The sequence below is a fragment of the Sutterella wadsworthensis 2_1_59BFAA genome (genome assembly GCF_000297775.1).
GTDB lineage: Bacteria > Pseudomonadota > Gammaproteobacteria > Burkholderiales > Burkholderiaceae_F > Sutterella > Sutterella wadsworthensis_A.
The window spans coordinates 193718-210707 of the sequence record NZ_JH815513.1; the positions used below are offsets into that span (position 1 = coordinate 193718).

Here is a 16990-nt window from a genome sequence, read left to right on the forward strand (position 1 = left end):
CGCCACACGCACAGGCGTTTCCCCCGAATCTAGGCAGAATGCCCATCCCCTGAATACGTCCCGGGGCATCCCGCGATTCCCGAACCAATTCATAGAATGAAGGCTCGGGTTCCGCCTGAGAACCCGGGACCGGGCGAATCATTATTCTTCAACCGCTTGTCCGCAGGATCGTTTCCAAGTGCCCGCATCCTGCCTCCCCGGTCAGAATCATAAGGCCTAGATTCGGACAAACTCCGCCCGAAGACTGCCCCACTTTTCAAGCAAAAACCGGAGTCATCACCGTGGATCAGACCACTCAAATCATTCAGAGCATCAACAGCCTGCTCTGGGGCATGTACGGCCTCATTCCGCTGCTCGTCGGCACGGGCCTGTACTTCACCTTCAAGCTTCGATTCGTTCAGATCAAGCGCTTCGTCATGGCCGTCAAGCACGTCTTCGGCGGCATCACGCTCTTCGGCCGCAAGGCCGACAAGGACGGCATGTCCTCCTTCCAGTCGCTCGCGACGGCCATCTCGGCCCAGGTGGGCACGGGCAACCTCGCCGGCGTGGCCACCGCCATCGCCATGGGCGGTCCGGGCGCCATCTTCTGGATGTGGATCGCTGCCTTCTTCGGCATGGCGACCATCTTCTCCGAAGCCGTCCTCGCCCAGCTCTACCGCACCCGCGACGCTCACGGCCACCTGACCGGCGGCCCGGCCTACTACATCAGCCAGGGTCTCGGCAGCAAGACGCTCGCCGCCTTCTTCTCGGTCGCGATCATCATCGCGCTCGGCTTCGTGGGCAACATGGTGCAGGCCAACTCGATCGCCGGCGCCTTCTACACGGCCTTCAACGTCCCGACCTGGGTCACCGGCATCTTCACCTTCATCATCGCCGGCTTCATCTTCATCGGCGGCATCCGTCGCATCGCCTCGTTCGCCGAAAAGATGGTCCCGATCATGGCCCTCATCTACGTCATCGGCTCGCTCACCATCATCTTCACGAACCTCGAAGGCGTGATGCATGCCCTTGAAATGATCTTCGTGGGCGCCTTCGACCCGATGGCCGCCACCGGCGGCGTCATCGGCGCGGGCATCAAGGAAGCCATCCGCTACGGCGTCGCCCGCGGCCTCTTCTCGAACGAAGCCGGCATGGGCTCGACCCCGCACGCCCACGCCGTGGCCCGCGTCAAGCACCCCGCCGAACAGGGGCTCGCCGCCATCATCGGCCTCTTCATCGACACGTTCATCGTCGTGAACATGACCGCCTTCGTGATCCTCTGCACGGGTGCGCTTGACGGCACGACAACAGGCATCGCGCTCACCCAGAAGGCCTTCACGCTCGGTCTGGGCACGATCGGCAACGGCTTCGTCGCGGTCTGCCTGCTCTTCTTCGCCTTCACGACCATCGTCGGCTGGTACTTCTTCGCCGAGCAGAACGTCAAGTACCTCGTCGGCGTGCGCTACGTCTCGATCTACCGCGTGCTCGTCCTCGCCTTCATCATGGCCGGCTCCTTCCTCCACGTCACCCTCGTGTGGGAGCTCGCCGACCTTTTCAACGGCCTGATGGCGATCCCGAACATCATCGCCCTGATCGGTCTGTCGAAGGTCGTGGGCCGCGCGCTCGAAGACTACGAGAAGAAGTTCCTCGCAGGCGAAACGCCCGAATTCGGCGAACTCGCCCCGGTCCCCGCCGACATCCCGCGCTACAACGGCGTCCCGGCCCAGGACCCCGCGCTCGAACCCAAGCCGCAGCATCACCGTCGCCTTGGCGGCCTGCGCAACCGCTTCCGCCGTCGTCCGCACAATGCGCAGGAAAACGACGCGTAAGCACGGCCCTCACCCAGACCTGAACCCCGCGCTTAGAAAAAGGACCCGCTTCGACATTCGAAGCGGGTCCCGTTCATTCGCTTGACGGAAAGGACTTACTTGTCCTCGACCGGTTTGGATTCTGCCGACTTGGCAGGCGCCTGACTGCTCTGGCCCTTGGAACCGATGCTCTCAAGCGCCGTGCCGACGTGGTTGGCACCCTTCTTGAGGTCGGTGCCGAAACCGGCGACAGTGTTGCATCCGGCAAGCGCAACGGCGCCGCAGATCATCATGGCGGCAAGCATGATCTTCTTCATATTTACTCCTTGAAAGCGCCGCACCCGCGGCGGCCATGCGTTCAGTTTAGCCCAGCCGCAACGCTCGCGTTCGAACCTCGTACGCCTTGAGACAGTTTGTCCGCGGCGCCCGTCTCTTCCTGCCCATCTTCCTCGAGAAGACCAGCCGCCTCAATCGAACTCATCTTCTTCTGCATCACGTTCTGCCGCGTCTTCATCGCATCGAGGCTCGACTGCGCCTCGGAGAACTTCTTCTGCACCTTCGCGAAGCCCTCGGCAAACTGCAGGAACTCACCCTTGACCTCGCCGAGCACCTTCCAGACATCGCTCGAACGCTCCTGAAGCGCAAGAGTCACAAAGCCCATCTGCAGGCTGTTGACGAGCGCCGATACGACCGTCGGCCCCGCGGGCGTGATCCGCCAGTCGCGCTGAAGCTTCTCGAAGAGCCCCGGAATTCTGATCACCTCCGCATAAAGTCCCTCGCTCGGCAGGTACATCACGGCGAACTCCGTCGTGTAGGGCGGCCTGACGTACTTGTCATGAATCGACTTTGCCTGCACAAGGACGGCCCTCTCAAGCGCCACCCTCGCTTGGGCGGCCGCAGCCGCATCCGCCCTCGACTCGGCATCAAGCAGGCGTGCATAGTCCTCGACAGGGAACTTCGAGTCCATAGGGAGCCAACAGGGGCCGTCTCCCGAAGCGCCCGGCATCCTCACCGCAAAGTCCACCGCCTCCCGGCTGCCCGGCACGACCCTCACCTGAGCGCCGTACTGCGCTGGCGTGAGGATGTTGGCGAGGATGGCGGCGAGCTGCGTCTCGCCGAAGGTGCCGCGGGTCTTCACGTTTGCGAGGATGCCCTTGAGGTCCCTGACGCTCTCGGCCATCGTACGCATCTCGCCCAGCCCCGTCTGCACGAGGCCGAGCTTCTCGTCCACGGTCCTGAAGCTCGCCGTAAGGCGCTCGGAGAGCGTGCGATCGAGCTTTTCCTGAACCGTCGCACGCATCTCCTCGAGGCGGGCCTCGTTGCCTGCGCGCACCTTCTCAAGGTTGGCGTCCACGCTCGTGCGGATCTCGGAGAACTTGGACTCGAGCTTGGCGCCGAGCGCTTCGCTCGCCGATGCATTCGTCTCGATGATCTTCGCGAAGCGCGCGTCCACCAGCCCCTGCAGCTCAAGGAGCTGGCGGTTCATCACCTCGCGCGTCTCGGCAAGCGACTGTCTGGCCGTCTCGTTGAGCGTACGCACCTCGGCCGCGCTCCTGTTCTGCTGCTCGGTGAGGTAGCCGGTCAGCCCCGCCAGCGTCTGCGAGACGCCGCGCTCGACGTTGAGGACCGCCTGTTGCACCTCCTGGCGCTCGCTCCTCACCCCCGTGAGGATCGCCTCAATCATCTCGTCCTGCTCGTCGCGCCGCAGGTTCTCCGAAGTCTGGATCTTCAGAAGGCGCATTTCGAGCACGAGCCAGACCACAGCGGCGGCGAGAAAGGCGCACAGGCCCGTAAGTATCAGAAGAAGCGTGTCGGTCGTCATGTCGGCATCCGGAAAAAATGCAGGGGCGCTCGCCCCGTTCGGAACGCTATCTTAGCCGAGCCTGCGAAAAGACTCATGCCTCGCACGACGCGTGCCGAGAATGCAAAAAGGCCTCCGCCTCCCGAAGGAGGAAGAGGCCCTGAATCAAGCCCTTGAGAGCGGATTACTTGGCGGTCGGGACCTTGCTGGCCACGCCTTCAACGAAGTACATCATCTGCTGGAGTTCTTCGTCGGTGGCGACCTTGCCTTCCGGAATCATGACCTTGCCTTCATTGCTGACAACCGGACCCGTGAACGGATGGAACTCGCCCTTTTCAAGCTTGGCGTAGGTGGCCTTGATGCGGGAGGCGACGTTTTCCGGAGCCTTCGGGGTCATGTCGGCAAGCTCAATCATGTGGACGTTCGCGCCGCCCCAAACCGGGGTGTTGTCCCACTTGCCGTCAAGCACCTTCTGGATTTCGTTCGTGTAGTACTCCTCCCAGCGGTGCACGACGCCGCCGAGAAGCATCGTCGGAGCAGCCTTGTGCATGGCGGAGTTGTAGGAGATGACCGGAACCTTGGCTTCTTCGCAGGTGGAGGCGACGGCCGTGGAGTTCGTGTGATGCGTGATCACGTCGGCCTTCATGCCGATGAGGGCCTTCGTGGCGTCGGCTTCCTTGCCCGGATCGTACCAGGAGGACGTCCAGACGACGCGGACCTCGATGTTCGGGTTCACGGCGCGGGCGCCGAGCGTGTAGGCGTTGATGCCTTGGAACACTTCGGGAATCGGAAGGGCGGCGACGTAGCCGAGGATGTTGGTCTTCGTCGTGGCGGCGGCGAGCATGCCGGCGAGGTAGCGGCCTTCATAGAAGCGGGCCGTGTAGTTCTTGACGTTCTTGCTCGTCTTGTAGCCCGTGGCGTGCTCGAAGTAGACGTTCGGGAACTGCTTGGCGACCTTCATGACGGAGTTCATGTAGCCGAACGACGTCGCGAAGATGATCTTGTTGCCCTGCTGGGCGAGGTCGCGGATGACGCGCTGGGCGTCGGCATTTTCAGGGATGTTCTCGATCCAGGTCACCTTGATCTTGTCGCCGAACTTCTCTTCGACGAACTTGCGGGCGATGTCATGCTGGGAGGACCAGCCTTCCTCGTTGGCCGGGCTGACGTAGACGAAGGCGACCTTCAGCGGCTCGTCCTTGGCGAAGACGGCGACCGGGGCGGCGTTGAGCGCGACGGCGGTGGCGCCGGCGAGGCAGAGCTTGAAGGCAGTACGTTTTTGCATGGATGAATTCTCCTGAAGACAGAAGTAAAAGAATCAATGGCTAGTTTAGCCAAGAAGGCAGGACATGCCTACCTTCTCGCCAGGTGAAATTCTTAGCTGCGCGGCGCGAACGGCTTGCCGAGCGAGGCGGGCACGTTGAGGCGGATCCAGGCGGGATTGCGGCTGATGAGAACCAGCACGAGAATCGTCGCGATGTATGGCGTCATGGCCATGAACTGCGGCGCGATGTCGATGCCCATGCCCTGAACCGCGAACTGAAGCATCGTGACGCCGCCGAAGAGGTAGGCGCCGACGAGCACGCGCGCGGGACGCCAGGTGGCGAACGTGACGAGCGCAAGTGCGATCCAGCCTCGGCCCGCAACCATGCCCTCGACCCAGAGCGGCGTGTAGACGAGCGAGAGGTAGGCGCCCGCAAGCCCCGCCATCATGGCACCGAAGAGCACGGCCCAGAAGCGGATGAGGCGCACGGGATAGCCGAGCGCGAATGCAGATTCGGGAGACTCGCCGACGGCTCGGAGAATGAGGCCGGGACGAGACTTGAAGAGGAAGTACCAGACGCCCGCGATCATCGCAAGCGCGGCATAGGCGAGCCAGTGCTGGGAGAAGAACGCCTCGCCGAGGAACGGAATGCCCTCGAGGCCCGGAATGCCGAGCGGAGCGCGGCCGGGAAGCGCGGCGCCCTGCAGGGACTGGCCGAGGAAGGCCGAGAGCCCCGTGCCGAAGAGCGTGAGCGCAAGACCTGCAGCGTACTGGTTGGCGCGAAGGCCGATCGTGAAGAACGCAAAGAGCAGGCCGAGCAGAAGGCCTACGCCCATGCCCGCGAGAAAGCCGAGCTCGAAGCTGCCCGTGGCATGCGTCACCGCAAAGCCCGAAACGGCGCCCATGAGCATGATGCCCTCAATGCCGAGGTTGAGCACGCCCGACTTCTCATGAATGATGATGCCGACGGCGGCGATGAGAAGGGGCGTCCCCGCGTTGAGCGTGGAGGAAATGATCGATGCGGCGAGACTCATCAGGCAGCCTCCTTCTTGAAGCCGATCCACTTGAACTGATAGAAGATCATCGTATCGCAGGCGAGTATAAAGAAGAGAAGAAGGCCCTGGTAGACGCCCGTGATCGAGGACGGAAGGCCGAGGCGGCTCTGCGCGAGCTCGCCGCCTAGATAGAAGAGCGCCATGATGAACGCGGCGGGCACGCAGCCCAGCGGCGTCAGGCGCCCCACGAAGGCGACGATGATAGCTGCGAAGCCATACCCCGGAGAGATGGTCGGGGTGAGCTGGCCGAGCGGACCCGCGGCCTCGATGCCGCCGGCAAGCCCCGCGAGGGCGCCGCAGATGAGCATCGAGATCCAGATCAGGTGACCCGGACGGTAGCCCGCATAACGGGCGGCGAGCGGCGCCATGCCGGAGATCTTGAACTCCATGCCGATCTCCATCTTGTCCATGAGGACCCAGATGCCGAGCGCGGCGATGACGGCCATCAGGGCGCCGGCGTGCAGGCGGGTGCCCTCGAGGATGACGGGCAGGAGCGCGCCGCTTTCAAAGAGCGCGGTCTGCGGGAAGCCGAAGCCGTCGGGATCGCGAAGCGGCCCTTGGACGGCCCAGGAGAGCAGGAACTGCGCCACGTAGACGAGCATGAGCGAGACAAGAATCTCGTTGGCGTGGAACTTGTGGCGAAGAAGCGCCGTGATCGCGCCCCAGAGAGCGCCGCCGAGCGCAGAGGCCAGCATGACGAGGACGACGAACCAGGGGCCCGTCGTGTCGTTGCACATCAGGGCGACCGCGCCGCCCGCAATGGCGCCCGCAACGAGCTGGCCCTCGGCGCCGATGTTCCAGACGTTGGCGCGGAAGCACACCACGAGGCCCACGGAGCAGAGCAGCAACGGCGTCATCTTGACGCACACCTCGGCCCAGCCGCTCAGGCTGTCGAGCGGAGAGATGAAGAAGGTGACGAGGGCCTCGACGGGATCCTTGCCGAGCGCGGCGAAGATCACGGCGCCCGCGACGACCGTGAGCAGGAGTGCAAGCGCGGGCGACAGCCAGCGCAGGCTGCGGGCGGGCTCCTGACGCGAGGTCATGGCAATGGGGAAATTCATGCTTCGCCTCCTTCATGACCGGACGCGCCGGCGGGGCCGTCGGGCCAGAGACCGGACATCCAGCGACCGACGATTTCAATGTTCATTTCAGACTTGGGAACGGCGGGAGAGAGATGACCGCGGTACATGACCGCGATGCGGTCGCAGATCTCGAAGAGTTCGTCGACTTCCTCGGAAACGACGAGCACGGCCGCGCCGTCCTCGCGCAAGCGCATCAGCGCGTTGCGGATCGTGGCGGCGGCGCCGACGTCGACGCCCCAGGTGGGCTGATTGACGATGAGCACGCCCGGATTCTGAAGAATCTCGCGGCCCATGATGAACTTCTGCAGATTGCCGCCCGAGAGGCCGCCCGCATGCTTCTGCGGGGACGGGGTCTTCACGTGGAAGCGCTCGATGATCTTCTCCGTGAAGCGCAGGGCCTTCTCCTCGAGAATGAAGCCGTGCTTCACGAGGTCGTCGCCCGTGAGATAGGTGTTCGTCTGGAGCGAGATTTCGGGCACGGCGGCGTGGCCGAGGCGCTGCTCGGGCACGTAGCGTAGGCCGAGGCGGCGGCGGTCACGGGTGCCGAGGCTGCCGACGGGCTTGCCGAAGAGCATGACGCCCTCGTCGGCGACGGGGGCCTCGCCCGCAGCGACCGCCATCAGGCGCGCCTGACCGTTGCCCGAGATGCCGGCGACGCCGACGATCTCGCCCTTGCGCACGGCCACGGAGACGTTCTCGATGCCGCACACGCGCAGCGAGCCTGGATAGCTGACATCCTTCATCTCGAAGACCACTTCGCCCGGCGTGCCCGAGGCCTCGCGGATCGCGGGCGGCTCGGCGCCGATCATCAGACGGGCAAGCGACGCCTCGGTCTCGGCCTTCGGATTGACGGACGAGACGATCCTGCCCGCACGCAGCACGACGCAGCGGTCGGCGAGCTCGCGGATTTCGTCAAGCTTGTGGGAGATGAAGAGAATGGAGACGCCTTCCTCAGCCAGACGGTGGAGCGTCACGAAGAGCTTCCTGACGGCCTGGGGCACGAGCACCGAGGTGGGCTCATCAAGAATGAGGAGCTTGGGATTCGTCATCAGGGCGCGGATGATCTCCACGCGCTGGCGCTCACCCATCGAGAGCTCGTAGACGACCGCAGCGGGATCCACCTCAAGGCCGTACTTCTCGCCGAGCGTCTTCACCTCCTCGGAGATTTCGGCCGTGGAGCGGCCGGGCGGAAGCCCGAGGGCCACGTTCTCGGCCACCGTCAGCGTGTCGAAAAGCGCGAAGTGCTGGTGCACCATCGCAATGCCGCTCGCACGCGCTTCGGCAGGACTCGATACGTCGAGGGGCCTGCCGTCGAACTCGAGGCTCCCCTCGTCGGGGCGCACCGAGCCGTAGATGATCTTCATGAGGGTGGACTTGCCGGCGCCGTTCTCTCCGAGGACGGCGAGCACTTCACCGGGCGCGATATCCATGTTGATGCCGTCGTTGGCAACGATCCCCGGGTACCGCTTGGTGATATTTTTCAGGCTGAGACGTGGATGCATGCTGAGGCAGGACGCAGGGTCGGGCGTCCGTGTCAAAAACTTGTTCGGTCCGGCCCCGCCGCCGCAAGGCGGGCGACCCCGGATTTAAACACGTAATTTTATCGTTCCGCAGACACGTTGTCTAACATCAAGCACCCCTTATAAAGTCGAGCCGAGAAAACCCGCGGTTTTAACTGCCGGGATGATAGGCGCTCAAATCCCCTTCGCACAAACTCGTGCGAAGCATGCGTCCTCGAAAAGGACGGTGTAGGATTGAGGTCACGAAAGCCAACATCGCCTACAAGTTCGAACTGATGCCTACCCGGGAGCAGAAGCGAATCTTCGCTCAAGCTGCCGGGTGGCGGCGTTTCGTGTGGAACAAGGCGATAGAACTGCAGAAGCGGTGCCTTGAACAAGAGGTTCCTTTTCTCAAGTACACGGAGTTGGCCGGACGGTTGGTGCTGTGGAAAAAGGAAGACGACATGTTGTGGTTGCTGGAAACGCCTTCTCAGGCACTTCAACAGTGCCTGATGGACGCGTCTGCTGCAATCCAAGCGTTCAAGGCTAAGAAAAAAGGGCTTCCCAAAGTTCCAAGCTCGGGGCGACGGGGATTCCTTCCGCATTCCGCAAGTTCGCCCGACGGATTGGGACGAGGCCAACGGTCGAGTCCGCATCCCGAAGGCAGGCTTCGTGCGATTCAGAAAGTCGCGTCCGATTCAAGGCTAGATCAAGCAGATGACGGTTTCCGTCGAATGCGGGCATTGGTTTGTCTCGGTCGTGACGGAGATGGATTTCGCCAACGACGGTCCGCGTCGTCCCGGCGAGGTCGGCATTGATCTGGGCATTGCCCAGACGGTGACGCTCTCGGACGGGACGGTGTTCCAGCTCGATGTCGAATCCATCAAGAAGCACGAAAAGCAAATCGCCGTACTTCAGCGCCAGCTCTGCCGCAACAAGGAAGCTCGTCAAAAGCTTGCCAAGTTGGGCAAGGCAAACCCGTTCGACAAGCGGGAGCCCAGCCGCAAGCGCAGAAGACTGAAGGCGAAGATTCAGAATCACCATCGTTGTATCCGCAACATTCGTCGGGACTTCATGCTTAAGACGGCTCACACCATCGCACAGAATTACGGAGGGGTGGCCATGGAAGATCTGAAGCTGAAGAACATGACGAAGTCGGCCAAAGGCACGGTTGAGGAGCCTGGCAAAAACGTGAGGCAGAAGACGGGCTTGAACCGGTCTCTGGCGCGCGTTGCGCCCTACGCGATGAGAATGGCCATCCACTGGGCTGTATTCAAGGCCAATGGACGACTCATTCTCGTCGATCCGAAATACACGAGCCAGACCTGCCCAATCTGCGGATGCACGAGTTCGTCAAATCGACCTTCGCAGGCGCATTTCGGTTGTCAGAAATGCGGGTACACCGCGAATGCCGACGTCGTGGGGGCAACCAATGTCCTCAAGAAGAGCCGGACAGGCTCAGTTCGCCCGTGTAGTGAGCTTGGCAACAAGACAGCAACGGGAACCGTCCTTTTCGTCGCGTCTTGACGCGAAGTGAAGAGGAATCCCGCGTATTTATACGCCGGGAGGATGTCAATTCCGTTCATCCGCCTCCCATGGAGCCTCCGAAAACGGATTGGACGCCCAAAACGCAGAAACATTTTGTTGCATATGCGATTTTGCATTTTCCCAAAACCTCTGTATCATTCAAATCCTCGAGTGCGGTAGTAGCTCAGTTGGATAGAGTATCTGGCTACGAACCAGAGGGTCGTGGGTTCGAATCCTGCCTACCGCACCACCTAATTAAGAAGCCGTCGATGCAAAAGCATCGGCGGCTTTATCTTTGTCGGGCAACCGTTTTCAGGGCGTCCGGCGATTGCAGGCGGCCTTGGAGGGAAGCGTCGGACTTTTTTTAAGTTTTTTTTGCTTTTTCCCTTTTGGCATGCTATGCTTTCATTCCTGATGTTCGAGGGTCGACGGAAATGACTAATCCGATCCGACGGCAGATACAAGAACATCCCGCCTGTGATACGCATCGACCGCGATCGCATGCGGAAGGATTTCTGCGGAGAAGTGGCAGAGAGGTCGAATGCACACCCCTGCTAAGGGTGCAGGTCCGAATAAGGGCCTCGGGGGTTCGAATCCCCCCTTCTCCGCCAGTTTCTGAACAGGGCTCTGGACTAAGTTCCGAGCCCTGTTTTTTTTCATGAAAAAGATGAGAGCAAAGCACGCAAAAACCCTTGCGGCCCGAAGTCGCATCATGAAAGATTCGCAGGAACCAAGCCCTCATCACCACACCGAGATCTGCGTCGCACCCGTATCTCTTCATGAGCTGATCTGATTGTTTGGCGATGCACCTGCTCCTTAGTTTTCATCATAGAGGGTGATGAACGGTTTGTCATCATTTCCATTTTTTACGCGTGTCACGTTCGCGAATGGGCGGCTCTCCACCATCCACCAATTTGATCCTGCAGCTGCCGCAACATGGCGACAGCTTTTCAATTGCCACCACGGCACGGGCGCCATTCGTCAGGCAACCAAACCTCGTCGGTGAATCGGGAGAGTTTCGATATAGCCGAGCCTTGTTCCGGGGCGTAGGTTTGTTTGTCAAGACCTGCGTACAACAGGTTAAGCCAAGCCGCCACGACGCGTCGCTCCCAAAGTTCGTGCTTGACGAATTGCCCCGTCAGCAGATCGTGCTGCGTAGGCTTGAGCTTCTTTGTCGATACGACTTTCACCAACAAGTCGTATTCGTCAAGCGGAACCGCACACGAGTATCGCGGAAAGCTTTTGTCCTTTCCCTGCCCTTCGGCATGGCTCGTGCGGCTTTCCACTCAGGTGTGGCACGCATCTGCAGAACACGATCCAATCCTCCGCCCATGACGGCGTTCTGAGGCTGACTGCGAAGCTCAAACTCTTCCGCAACCGACGGCGCTCTTGATCTCCCGACAAGAGCGCAGAAAACAAAAAAGCCCCGCGGGCCGACTGCCTGCGAGGCGATTTTCATGGAGCGGGTGAAGGGAGTCGAACCCTCGTCTCCAGCTTGGAAGGCTGGGGTAATAGCCGTTATACGACACCCGCTTCGAGAGTTTTGGAATCTTACCACAGAGCCCGTCGAATTGCCAAACACCCAAGCCCTGCGGACCGTGCGCCTCAGGCGCTGCGCGAGGCGAGAAGGCGTTCGAGCCAGAAGAGGCCGACGATGGTCTTGACGTCCGTGATGCGGCCGTCGGCGCACATGTCGAGCGCCTCCTTCAGATCGACGCGGACAACCTCGAGATGCTCGCCCTCGTCAAGGGCCTGCGTGCCCCAGGAGAGGTCCTCGGCCAGAAACACGACGATGCGTTCATTGGAATAACCGATCGCGTTGTTGAGTTCGCCGAGTCGCGTCCAGCGCGCTGCGTGAATGCCGCACTCCTCGACGAGCTCGCGCTTCGCGCAGTCGAGCTCGGCCTCGCCCTGATCGAGCTTGCCCGCAGGAATCTCCCAGAAGGCCCTGCGCAGCGGATGGCGCCACTGGCGTTCGAGGACGATCGTGCCGTCAGCCCCCAGGGCGATCATGCCGGCCGCGCCGCCGTGGCGCAGGCCGAAGCGGCGGCTCGGACGTCCGTCGGGAAGGACGACGTCCTCCTCGACCACCTTGATGAAGCGGCCGTCGAGGAGCACGCGCTCGGCGACGGACGTTTCGGTGAGCGGATCGTTCTCTCGCTCGGCGCGGGGAACGGGAGCCTCAAGCTTCGGATAGGGGCACTCGGCGGTCGTATGTTCGGTCATGGCGGATGTTCCGGAAAAAAGCGGTTCCTTCAGTATATGCCAGCCGTACGTGCGGGGGAGGCCCATGCCGGCGGACTGGGCTACAATGACCGATTCCTTTTTTCCCAAAAAAAATACCAGTACATGCACGCCGCAGTCGTTGGAGCGGGCCTCACGGGCCTGCAGACCGCCCTGTCCCTCGTCAGAAAAGGTGCCGACGTCACCGTCATCGAAGCCCAGCGCGCGCCCTGCCAGGGCGCGAGCTACTGTGCGGGCGCCGTTCTCGGCGACCCCGCACCCGCGCCGATCGCACGTCCGGCAGGACGTCTTGCGCGCCTCAAGGCGCTCGCCTCGAACACCTCGGAACTCGTCTACGGCAGCGGCGCGGCCGTTCGCCACCCGAGCTTCATCTCCGCCATGACCGCATGCCGCGAGCCCGCGCGATGCGAGGCGAGGGACGCGCTCGCCGCGGAGCTCTCCGAGGCCTCGACGTCGATGCTCAGGGCCGAGGCGCAGGAGCACGGCTTCATTCTTCAGGAAAGCGCGGGCACGATCATCGTCTCGCCCGAGGCCGGCGAAGCGTCCCCCGCGACGCTTGAGGACGTCACTGCCATCGAGCCCTCGCTCTATGCGGCCACGGACGTCGGGAGCTTCTCATTCTCGCGCGCGACCACCTGGTCCGTGAGCTACTACGCCAAGCAGCTCAGGGAACACCTCGCCGAAGCGGGAGTGAAGATCCTCTGCAGCAGGAAGGCGACGGGCCTCATCTCCGACAACGGCCGCATCTGCGGCGTGGCGGCGGACGAGCCCGTCAGGGCCGACGCCGTCGTCGTCGCCTGCGGCACGGGCGCCCTTGAAATTCTTCCCGAACATGCCTACGGCGGCGTGCCGCTTGCGCCCGTCACCCGCTCCGTGCTCAACGTGAGCCTCTCGGGCGACGCCTGCGTGATGCGCCATGCCGTGAGGACGCCCGAGGGACGCATCGCACTGCCGCTCGACACGTTCGTGCGCATCATGGGCCGCTGGCATCTCGGCGCCCAGGAGCACTGCCCCGTCGACAAGGAGTACAAGGCGCTCTGGGAAATGGGCGTGAAGCTCTTCCCCGCCGCCACCGACTGGTCTCAGGGGCGCTATCTCTCGCACACCGTGCTCTCGAGCCCCGACGGCCTGCCCGTCGCAGGCGCCTCCGGCATGCCGGGGCTGCACCTGAGCATTGCGGGCGGCATCCACGGCGCCGACTTCTGCACGGCCGTGGCGGACGTCGTCTCCGACGGCGTCCTCGGACGCGAGAACCCCTTCTCCGAACGCCTCTCATGGCGGCGATTCGGCGCTTGACTTCCTCCTCCGTCCTAAAGGGCGGGGATTCCTTGGGCCACGCGATCGCGTGGCTTGAGGATGGCTCCCATTGATGGCATCGAGTCCTCCGGCCGAAAGCCTTGCTCCCCAATACTCACTACATGGGCGATGTGCTTTTTGTTGTGTGCACTCGGGCCTGTCCGGCCCTTCCTCAACACGTTCAGGGCGCCCACCACGTCGGCATTCGCTTTGAAGCCGCAACTTTCGTTGACGCACTTGAAAATCGCCTGAGTCGGGCGGTTGCGTTTGTCCCTGGTCTGACAGTGCGGGCAGGTGATGCTCGTCCCTCTCGGATCGACGGGAATCACCACACCACCCATTTTCAGAAGTTGCCATTCGATTGCTTGGCGAAGACTGTAGAACCCCGTGCGCAGGATGGCGCGGTTGAGCCCGCTTTTCTGCTTCACATTTTTGCCGGGGTTCTCAACGGTGCCCTTGACGGACGCCGTCATGTTCTTCACCTTCAGGTCCTCGACGTACACGCAGCCGTACTCCTGCGCGAGCGCATGCGCCGTCTTCCTGTTGAAATCCTGTCGAATGCAACGAATCTTTCGATATAACTTTTGAAGCTTCTCCTTGAGCCGACGCCGCTTGCAACTCGGCTACTTCTTGTCAAAAGGCTCCGCCAGTCCCAACTTCGCGAGTTTCTTTCGCGACTCCTGGTTGAGCGAAAGCTTGCGTTTCAAGCCCGCAATGCGTTTCTCGATCGAGCGAATCTTCGCCGTGTCGAGATCGTAGAATCGTCCGTCGTTCGTCGCGACGGCATGCACGACGCCGACGTCGATTCCAACATCGAGCGCCTTCATGTCGGGGACCTTGACTTCGAACTCAACCGTGAAGATCACGAACCAGTGGCCGCAGTCCTTCCTGACGTGAATCTGCTTCACGACACCGGGAACGAGCATCCCGTCCGCACACTCGAACGCGATGGGACGCGTTCTGCGGTATCGAATCCAACCGATCTTTGGGAGCTTGACTCGCCCGTTGGCATCGTCGATGTGTTCAGGAGCAAATTGCGGAATCCGAAAGCCGTCACCGATGTCTTTCGCCTTGAACTTCGGCCACCCTTTGTGTGCCGGATCGCTATTGGACGGAAGCTGTCGCCGATGGCGCGATCGAGATCGCGCAGGGCCTGCTGGAGCGGTTGGGACATCGCCTCTCGAAGAAAGGCGGTCTCGGGTTGTTTTTTTTCCAGAGCACCAACTCGTGAGCGAGCTCCTTGTAAGTGAGAAGCTTTTCACCTTTGGACTTGCGCTCGTTTTGGATCTCCAACGCCTTGTTGAAGACAAACCTGCGGCAACCGGCGTTTCGACTCAAGGCCGCACGTCGGGTCTCGTCAACGTAGAGTTCGTATTGAAAGGCGCAGGTGATCTTCATACGAACATCATGGCACACTTCCTTCAGGAATGCGTGTTTTTCAACCAAATGCCCATTGGGGCCTTATATCCTCCCCATGAATGGAGAGGTTTTACGGCCCGTTGGATAAGGCGGCCTTTGAGAAGCCTCCTGTGCCGCGTGCGGGCGCCGCGGCCATTCGTCAACATCAATAATGTGCGAGTACAATAACCCGCACATTTTCCTTTCAGGACCCAAGGAACCCGATCATGAGCCTTACCATTCTCACCGCAGACGAACTGCAGAATCTGGAAATGCGCGCCGCCAACCAGCTCGGCGCCGATACGCTGATGAAGCGCGCCGGCGCGGCCGCCGCCGAACTCATCATGAAGCGTCTCGAGGATGCCGGCGTCGAACAGCGCCGAGTCACCCTGCTCGTCGGTCCGGGCAACAACGGCGGCGACGCCCTTGCCTGCGCCTGCGAGCTCCGTGAGAAGGGCGCCGTCGTGAACGTGGTGCTCCCGGGCGGCCGCCGCCCGACCTCCGCCCTCGCACTCGCCCAGCTCGAACGCTGGACGCAGGCCGGCGGCACGACTTATGACGATCCGTACATGACGGAAAAGGCCGACTGCGTCGTCGACGGTCTCTTCGGCACGGGCCTTGCCAAGCCGATCACGGGTGACTGCCTCGACGCCGTCCTCTGGTTCAACGAACGCCAGGCCCTCAAGGTCTCGCTCGACATTCCGTCCGGTCTCAACCCCGTCACGGGTCACTGGACCGGCAGCTATCCCGGCTGCAGCGCCGACGTGACGATCACGTTCCTCTGCGTCAAATCCGGCCTCTACATGTGCGAAGGCGCCGACGCCGCCGGCGAGATCGTCCTCAACGAGCTCGACGTCTCCGTTCCGCTCTCCCCGCTCTCCGTGATCGGCACCGACGAATTCCCGCGCGTTCTTCGTCCCCGCGTCAAGAACTCCCACAAGGGCGACTACGGCAGCGTGGCCGTCATCGGCGGCACCGACGGCATGATCGGCGCCTCGATCCTCGCCGCCCGCGCCGCCCTGATCTCGGGCGCCGGCCGCGTCACGCTCGAATGCCGCGCCGAGCATGCGCCGCACGTCGACATGGTCTATCCGGAAATTATGTTCGCGACCAAGCCCGTCAATCTTGAGGACTTCGACGCGATCGTCCTCGGCTGCGGCCTTGGCACCTCCGCCGAAGCGAAGGCCCGCGTCATCGAGGCCCTCAACTGCCAGAAGCCGCTCATCCTTGACGCCGACGCGCTCAACATCATCGCCGCCGACATCAAGCTTCAGGACATGGTGCTCGCCCGCCGCGCCCCGACCGTCCTCACGCCGCACCCGGGCGAAGCCGCCCGCCTGCTGCGCCGCGACACCGCCGGCGTCACCGCCGACCGCGTCGCCGCCTGCCGCGAGCTCGCCGTCCAGACTGGCGCCATCGTCGTCCTCAAAGGCGCGGGCACCGTCATCTCGATGCGCAGCTCCCGCACCTGGATCAACCCGACCGGCAGCCCCATGCTCGCCACGGGCGGCTCGGGCGACGTCCTCGCCGGCATGATCGGCGCCATGTTCGCCCAGGGCTACGACATGGTCGAGTCCGTGCTCGCCGCCGTCTACTTCCACGGCCTCTCCGCCGAGGGCCTCGAAGCGGGCTTCACCGCAGGCGAAATCGCTCCGAACGCCATGGCCCTCGTGCACGACGCCAGGGTGAGCTACGACCTCTGACGATCGGACAGCTTGTTTCACGAATCCCCGCCGCGCAACAAAGTTTTGCGCAGCCGGACGTCGAAAACACCTGATGTCCAGCAATTCGAGCAAATTTCAACCGAAAACGGGAATTACATTCTCTTACGGACAATGACTCAAGGAAAAACATCCCGGAGCCCTCTGCCTGTAATCTTCTACTCAACGAAGCACGCAAGTGCTGAGTCTCCTGAATCGGTTGGATACCGCTAACAATGAGGGTTTGCCCCGCGTTCCGAAAGGACGCGGGGATTTTTTTCGCCCTGAAAACGGCAGGGGGCCGGCGGATCATTCCGCCGGCCCCCTTGCCTCAGGTTCG

Annotated in this window: 15 protein-coding genes and 3 tRNA genes; 7 read left to right on the top strand and 11 right to left on the bottom strand. The window is 62.3% G+C overall.

What is annotated here, in order from left to right:
- The first annotated feature begins 281 nt into the window (after positions 1 to 281).
- Positions 282 to 1808, top strand: a complete 1527-nt coding sequence (locus tag HMPREF9465_RS00750) for an alanine/glycine:cation symporter family protein (RefSeq protein ID WP_005433181.1) — start codon at positions 282 to 284, stop codon at positions 1806 to 1808.
- A 95-nt stretch (positions 1809 to 1903) separates the two neighbouring features.
- On the opposite strand, the gene HMPREF9465_RS00755 is transcribed toward HMPREF9465_RS00750, so the two are convergent.
- The 6 genes from HMPREF9465_RS00755 to HMPREF9465_RS00780 all read right to left on the bottom strand — a co-directional run bounded on the left by HMPREF9465_RS00755 (position 1904) and on the right by HMPREF9465_RS00780 (position 8488).
- Positions 1904 to 2104, bottom strand: coding sequence for a hypothetical protein (locus HMPREF9465_RS00755; RefSeq protein WP_005433182.1), 201 nt, complete (start codon positions 2102 to 2104; stop codon positions 1904 to 1906).
- Positions 2105 to 2145: 41 nt separating this feature from the next.
- The gene (gene rmuC, locus HMPREF9465_RS00760; RefSeq protein WP_005433184.1) at positions 2146 to 3609 is read right to left on the bottom strand and encodes a DNA recombination protein RmuC; all 1464 of its coding nucleotides are present in this window, start codon (positions 3607 to 3609) and stop codon (positions 2146 to 2148) included.
- 163 nt (positions 3610 to 3772) lie between these two features.
- Positions 3773 to 4870 (bottom strand): BMP family ABC transporter substrate-binding protein, encoded by a 1098-nt coding sequence (locus HMPREF9465_RS00765; protein ID WP_005433186.1) that lies wholly within the window; start codon positions 4868 to 4870, stop codon positions 3773 to 3775.
- Between the two features lie 92 nt (positions 4871 to 4962).
- On the bottom strand, positions 4963 to 5883 hold the full coding sequence (locus HMPREF9465_RS00770; RefSeq protein WP_005433188.1) for an ABC transporter permease: 921 nt from the start codon (positions 5881 to 5883) through the stop codon (positions 4963 to 4965).
- Positions 5883 to 6965 carry an ABC transporter permease gene (locus HMPREF9465_RS00775; protein WP_005433190.1) on the bottom strand — a complete coding sequence of 361 codons (1083 nt, stop codon included), beginning with the start codon at positions 6963 to 6965 and terminating at the stop codon, positions 5883 to 5885. Before HMPREF9465_RS00775 ends, HMPREF9465_RS00770 begins: the two co-directional genes overlap by 1 nt.
- Positions 6962 to 8488 (bottom strand): ABC transporter ATP-binding protein, encoded by a 1527-nt coding sequence (locus HMPREF9465_RS00780; RefSeq protein ID WP_005433191.1) that lies wholly within the window; start codon positions 8486 to 8488, stop codon positions 6962 to 6964. The genes HMPREF9465_RS00775 and HMPREF9465_RS00780 overlap by 4 nt, the downstream gene beginning before the upstream one ends.
- Before the next feature lie 293 nt (positions 8489 to 8781).
- Here HMPREF9465_RS00780 and HMPREF9465_RS13985 point away from each other — a divergent pair, with 293 nt between their 5' ends.
- From HMPREF9465_RS13985 to HMPREF9465_RS00795, 4 genes are all read left to right on the top strand, one after another.
- The gene (locus HMPREF9465_RS13985) at positions 8782 to 9303 is read left to right on the top strand and encodes a helix-turn-helix domain-containing protein (RefSeq protein ID WP_196793837.1); all 522 of its coding nucleotides are present in this window, start codon (positions 8782 to 8784) and stop codon (positions 9301 to 9303) included.
- Complete coding sequence (locus HMPREF9465_RS12075) at positions 9203 to 10012, top strand: RNA-guided endonuclease InsQ/TnpB family protein (RefSeq protein ID WP_005433194.1); 810 nt, start codon at positions 9203 to 9205, stop codon at positions 10010 to 10012. Before HMPREF9465_RS13985 ends, HMPREF9465_RS12075 begins: the two co-directional genes overlap by 101 nt.
- A gap of 173 nt (positions 10013 to 10185) precedes the next feature.
- Positions 10186 to 10262, top strand: a tRNA-Arg gene (locus HMPREF9465_RS00790).
- Positions 10263 to 10531: 269 nt separating this feature from the next.
- Positions 10532 to 10623, top strand: a tRNA-Ser gene (locus HMPREF9465_RS00795).
- A gap of 847 nt (positions 10624 to 11470) precedes the next feature.
- Here HMPREF9465_RS00795 and HMPREF9465_RS00805 read toward each other — a convergent pair.
- Both HMPREF9465_RS00805 and HMPREF9465_RS00810 read right to left on the bottom strand, forming a co-directional pair.
- Positions 11471 to 11545, bottom strand: a tRNA-Gly gene (locus HMPREF9465_RS00805).
- Between the two features lie 72 nt (positions 11546 to 11617).
- Positions 11618 to 12238, bottom strand: coding sequence for an NUDIX domain-containing protein (locus tag HMPREF9465_RS00810; protein ID WP_038006025.1), 621 nt, complete (start codon positions 12236 to 12238; stop codon positions 11618 to 11620).
- A gap of 123 nt (positions 12239 to 12361) precedes the next feature.
- Here HMPREF9465_RS00810 and HMPREF9465_RS00815 point away from each other — a divergent pair, with 123 nt between their 5' ends.
- On the top strand, positions 12362 to 13552 hold the full coding sequence (locus HMPREF9465_RS00815; RefSeq protein WP_005433196.1) for an NAD(P)/FAD-dependent oxidoreductase: 1191 nt from the start codon (positions 12362 to 12364) through the stop codon (positions 13550 to 13552).
- 14 nt (positions 13553 to 13566) lie between these two features.
- Here HMPREF9465_RS00815 and HMPREF9465_RS13590 read toward each other — a convergent pair whose 3' ends face one another.
- From HMPREF9465_RS13590 to HMPREF9465_RS13600, 3 genes are all read right to left on the bottom strand, one after another.
- Positions 13567 to 14121 (bottom strand): transposase, encoded by a 555-nt coding sequence (locus HMPREF9465_RS13590; protein WP_331270978.1) that lies wholly within the window; start codon positions 14119 to 14121, stop codon positions 13567 to 13569.
- 54 nt (positions 14122 to 14175) lie between these two features.
- Positions 14176 to 14478, bottom strand: coding sequence for a hypothetical protein (locus HMPREF9465_RS13595; protein WP_005433198.1), 303 nt, complete (start codon positions 14476 to 14478; stop codon positions 14176 to 14178).
- Positions 14479 to 14656: 178 nt separating this feature from the next.
- Positions 14657 to 14950, bottom strand: a complete 294-nt coding sequence (locus HMPREF9465_RS13600) for a helix-turn-helix domain-containing protein (protein WP_038006028.1) — start codon at positions 14948 to 14950, stop codon at positions 14657 to 14659.
- Positions 14951 to 15177: 227 nt separating this feature from the next.
- Here HMPREF9465_RS13600 and HMPREF9465_RS00835 point away from each other — a divergent pair, with 227 nt between their 5' ends.
- Complete coding sequence (locus tag HMPREF9465_RS00835; RefSeq protein WP_005433200.1) at positions 15178 to 16653, top strand: bifunctional ADP-dependent NAD(P)H-hydrate dehydratase/NAD(P)H-hydrate epimerase; 1476 nt, start codon at positions 15178 to 15180, stop codon at positions 16651 to 16653.
- The last annotated feature ends 337 nt before the right edge of the window (positions 16654 to 16990 follow it).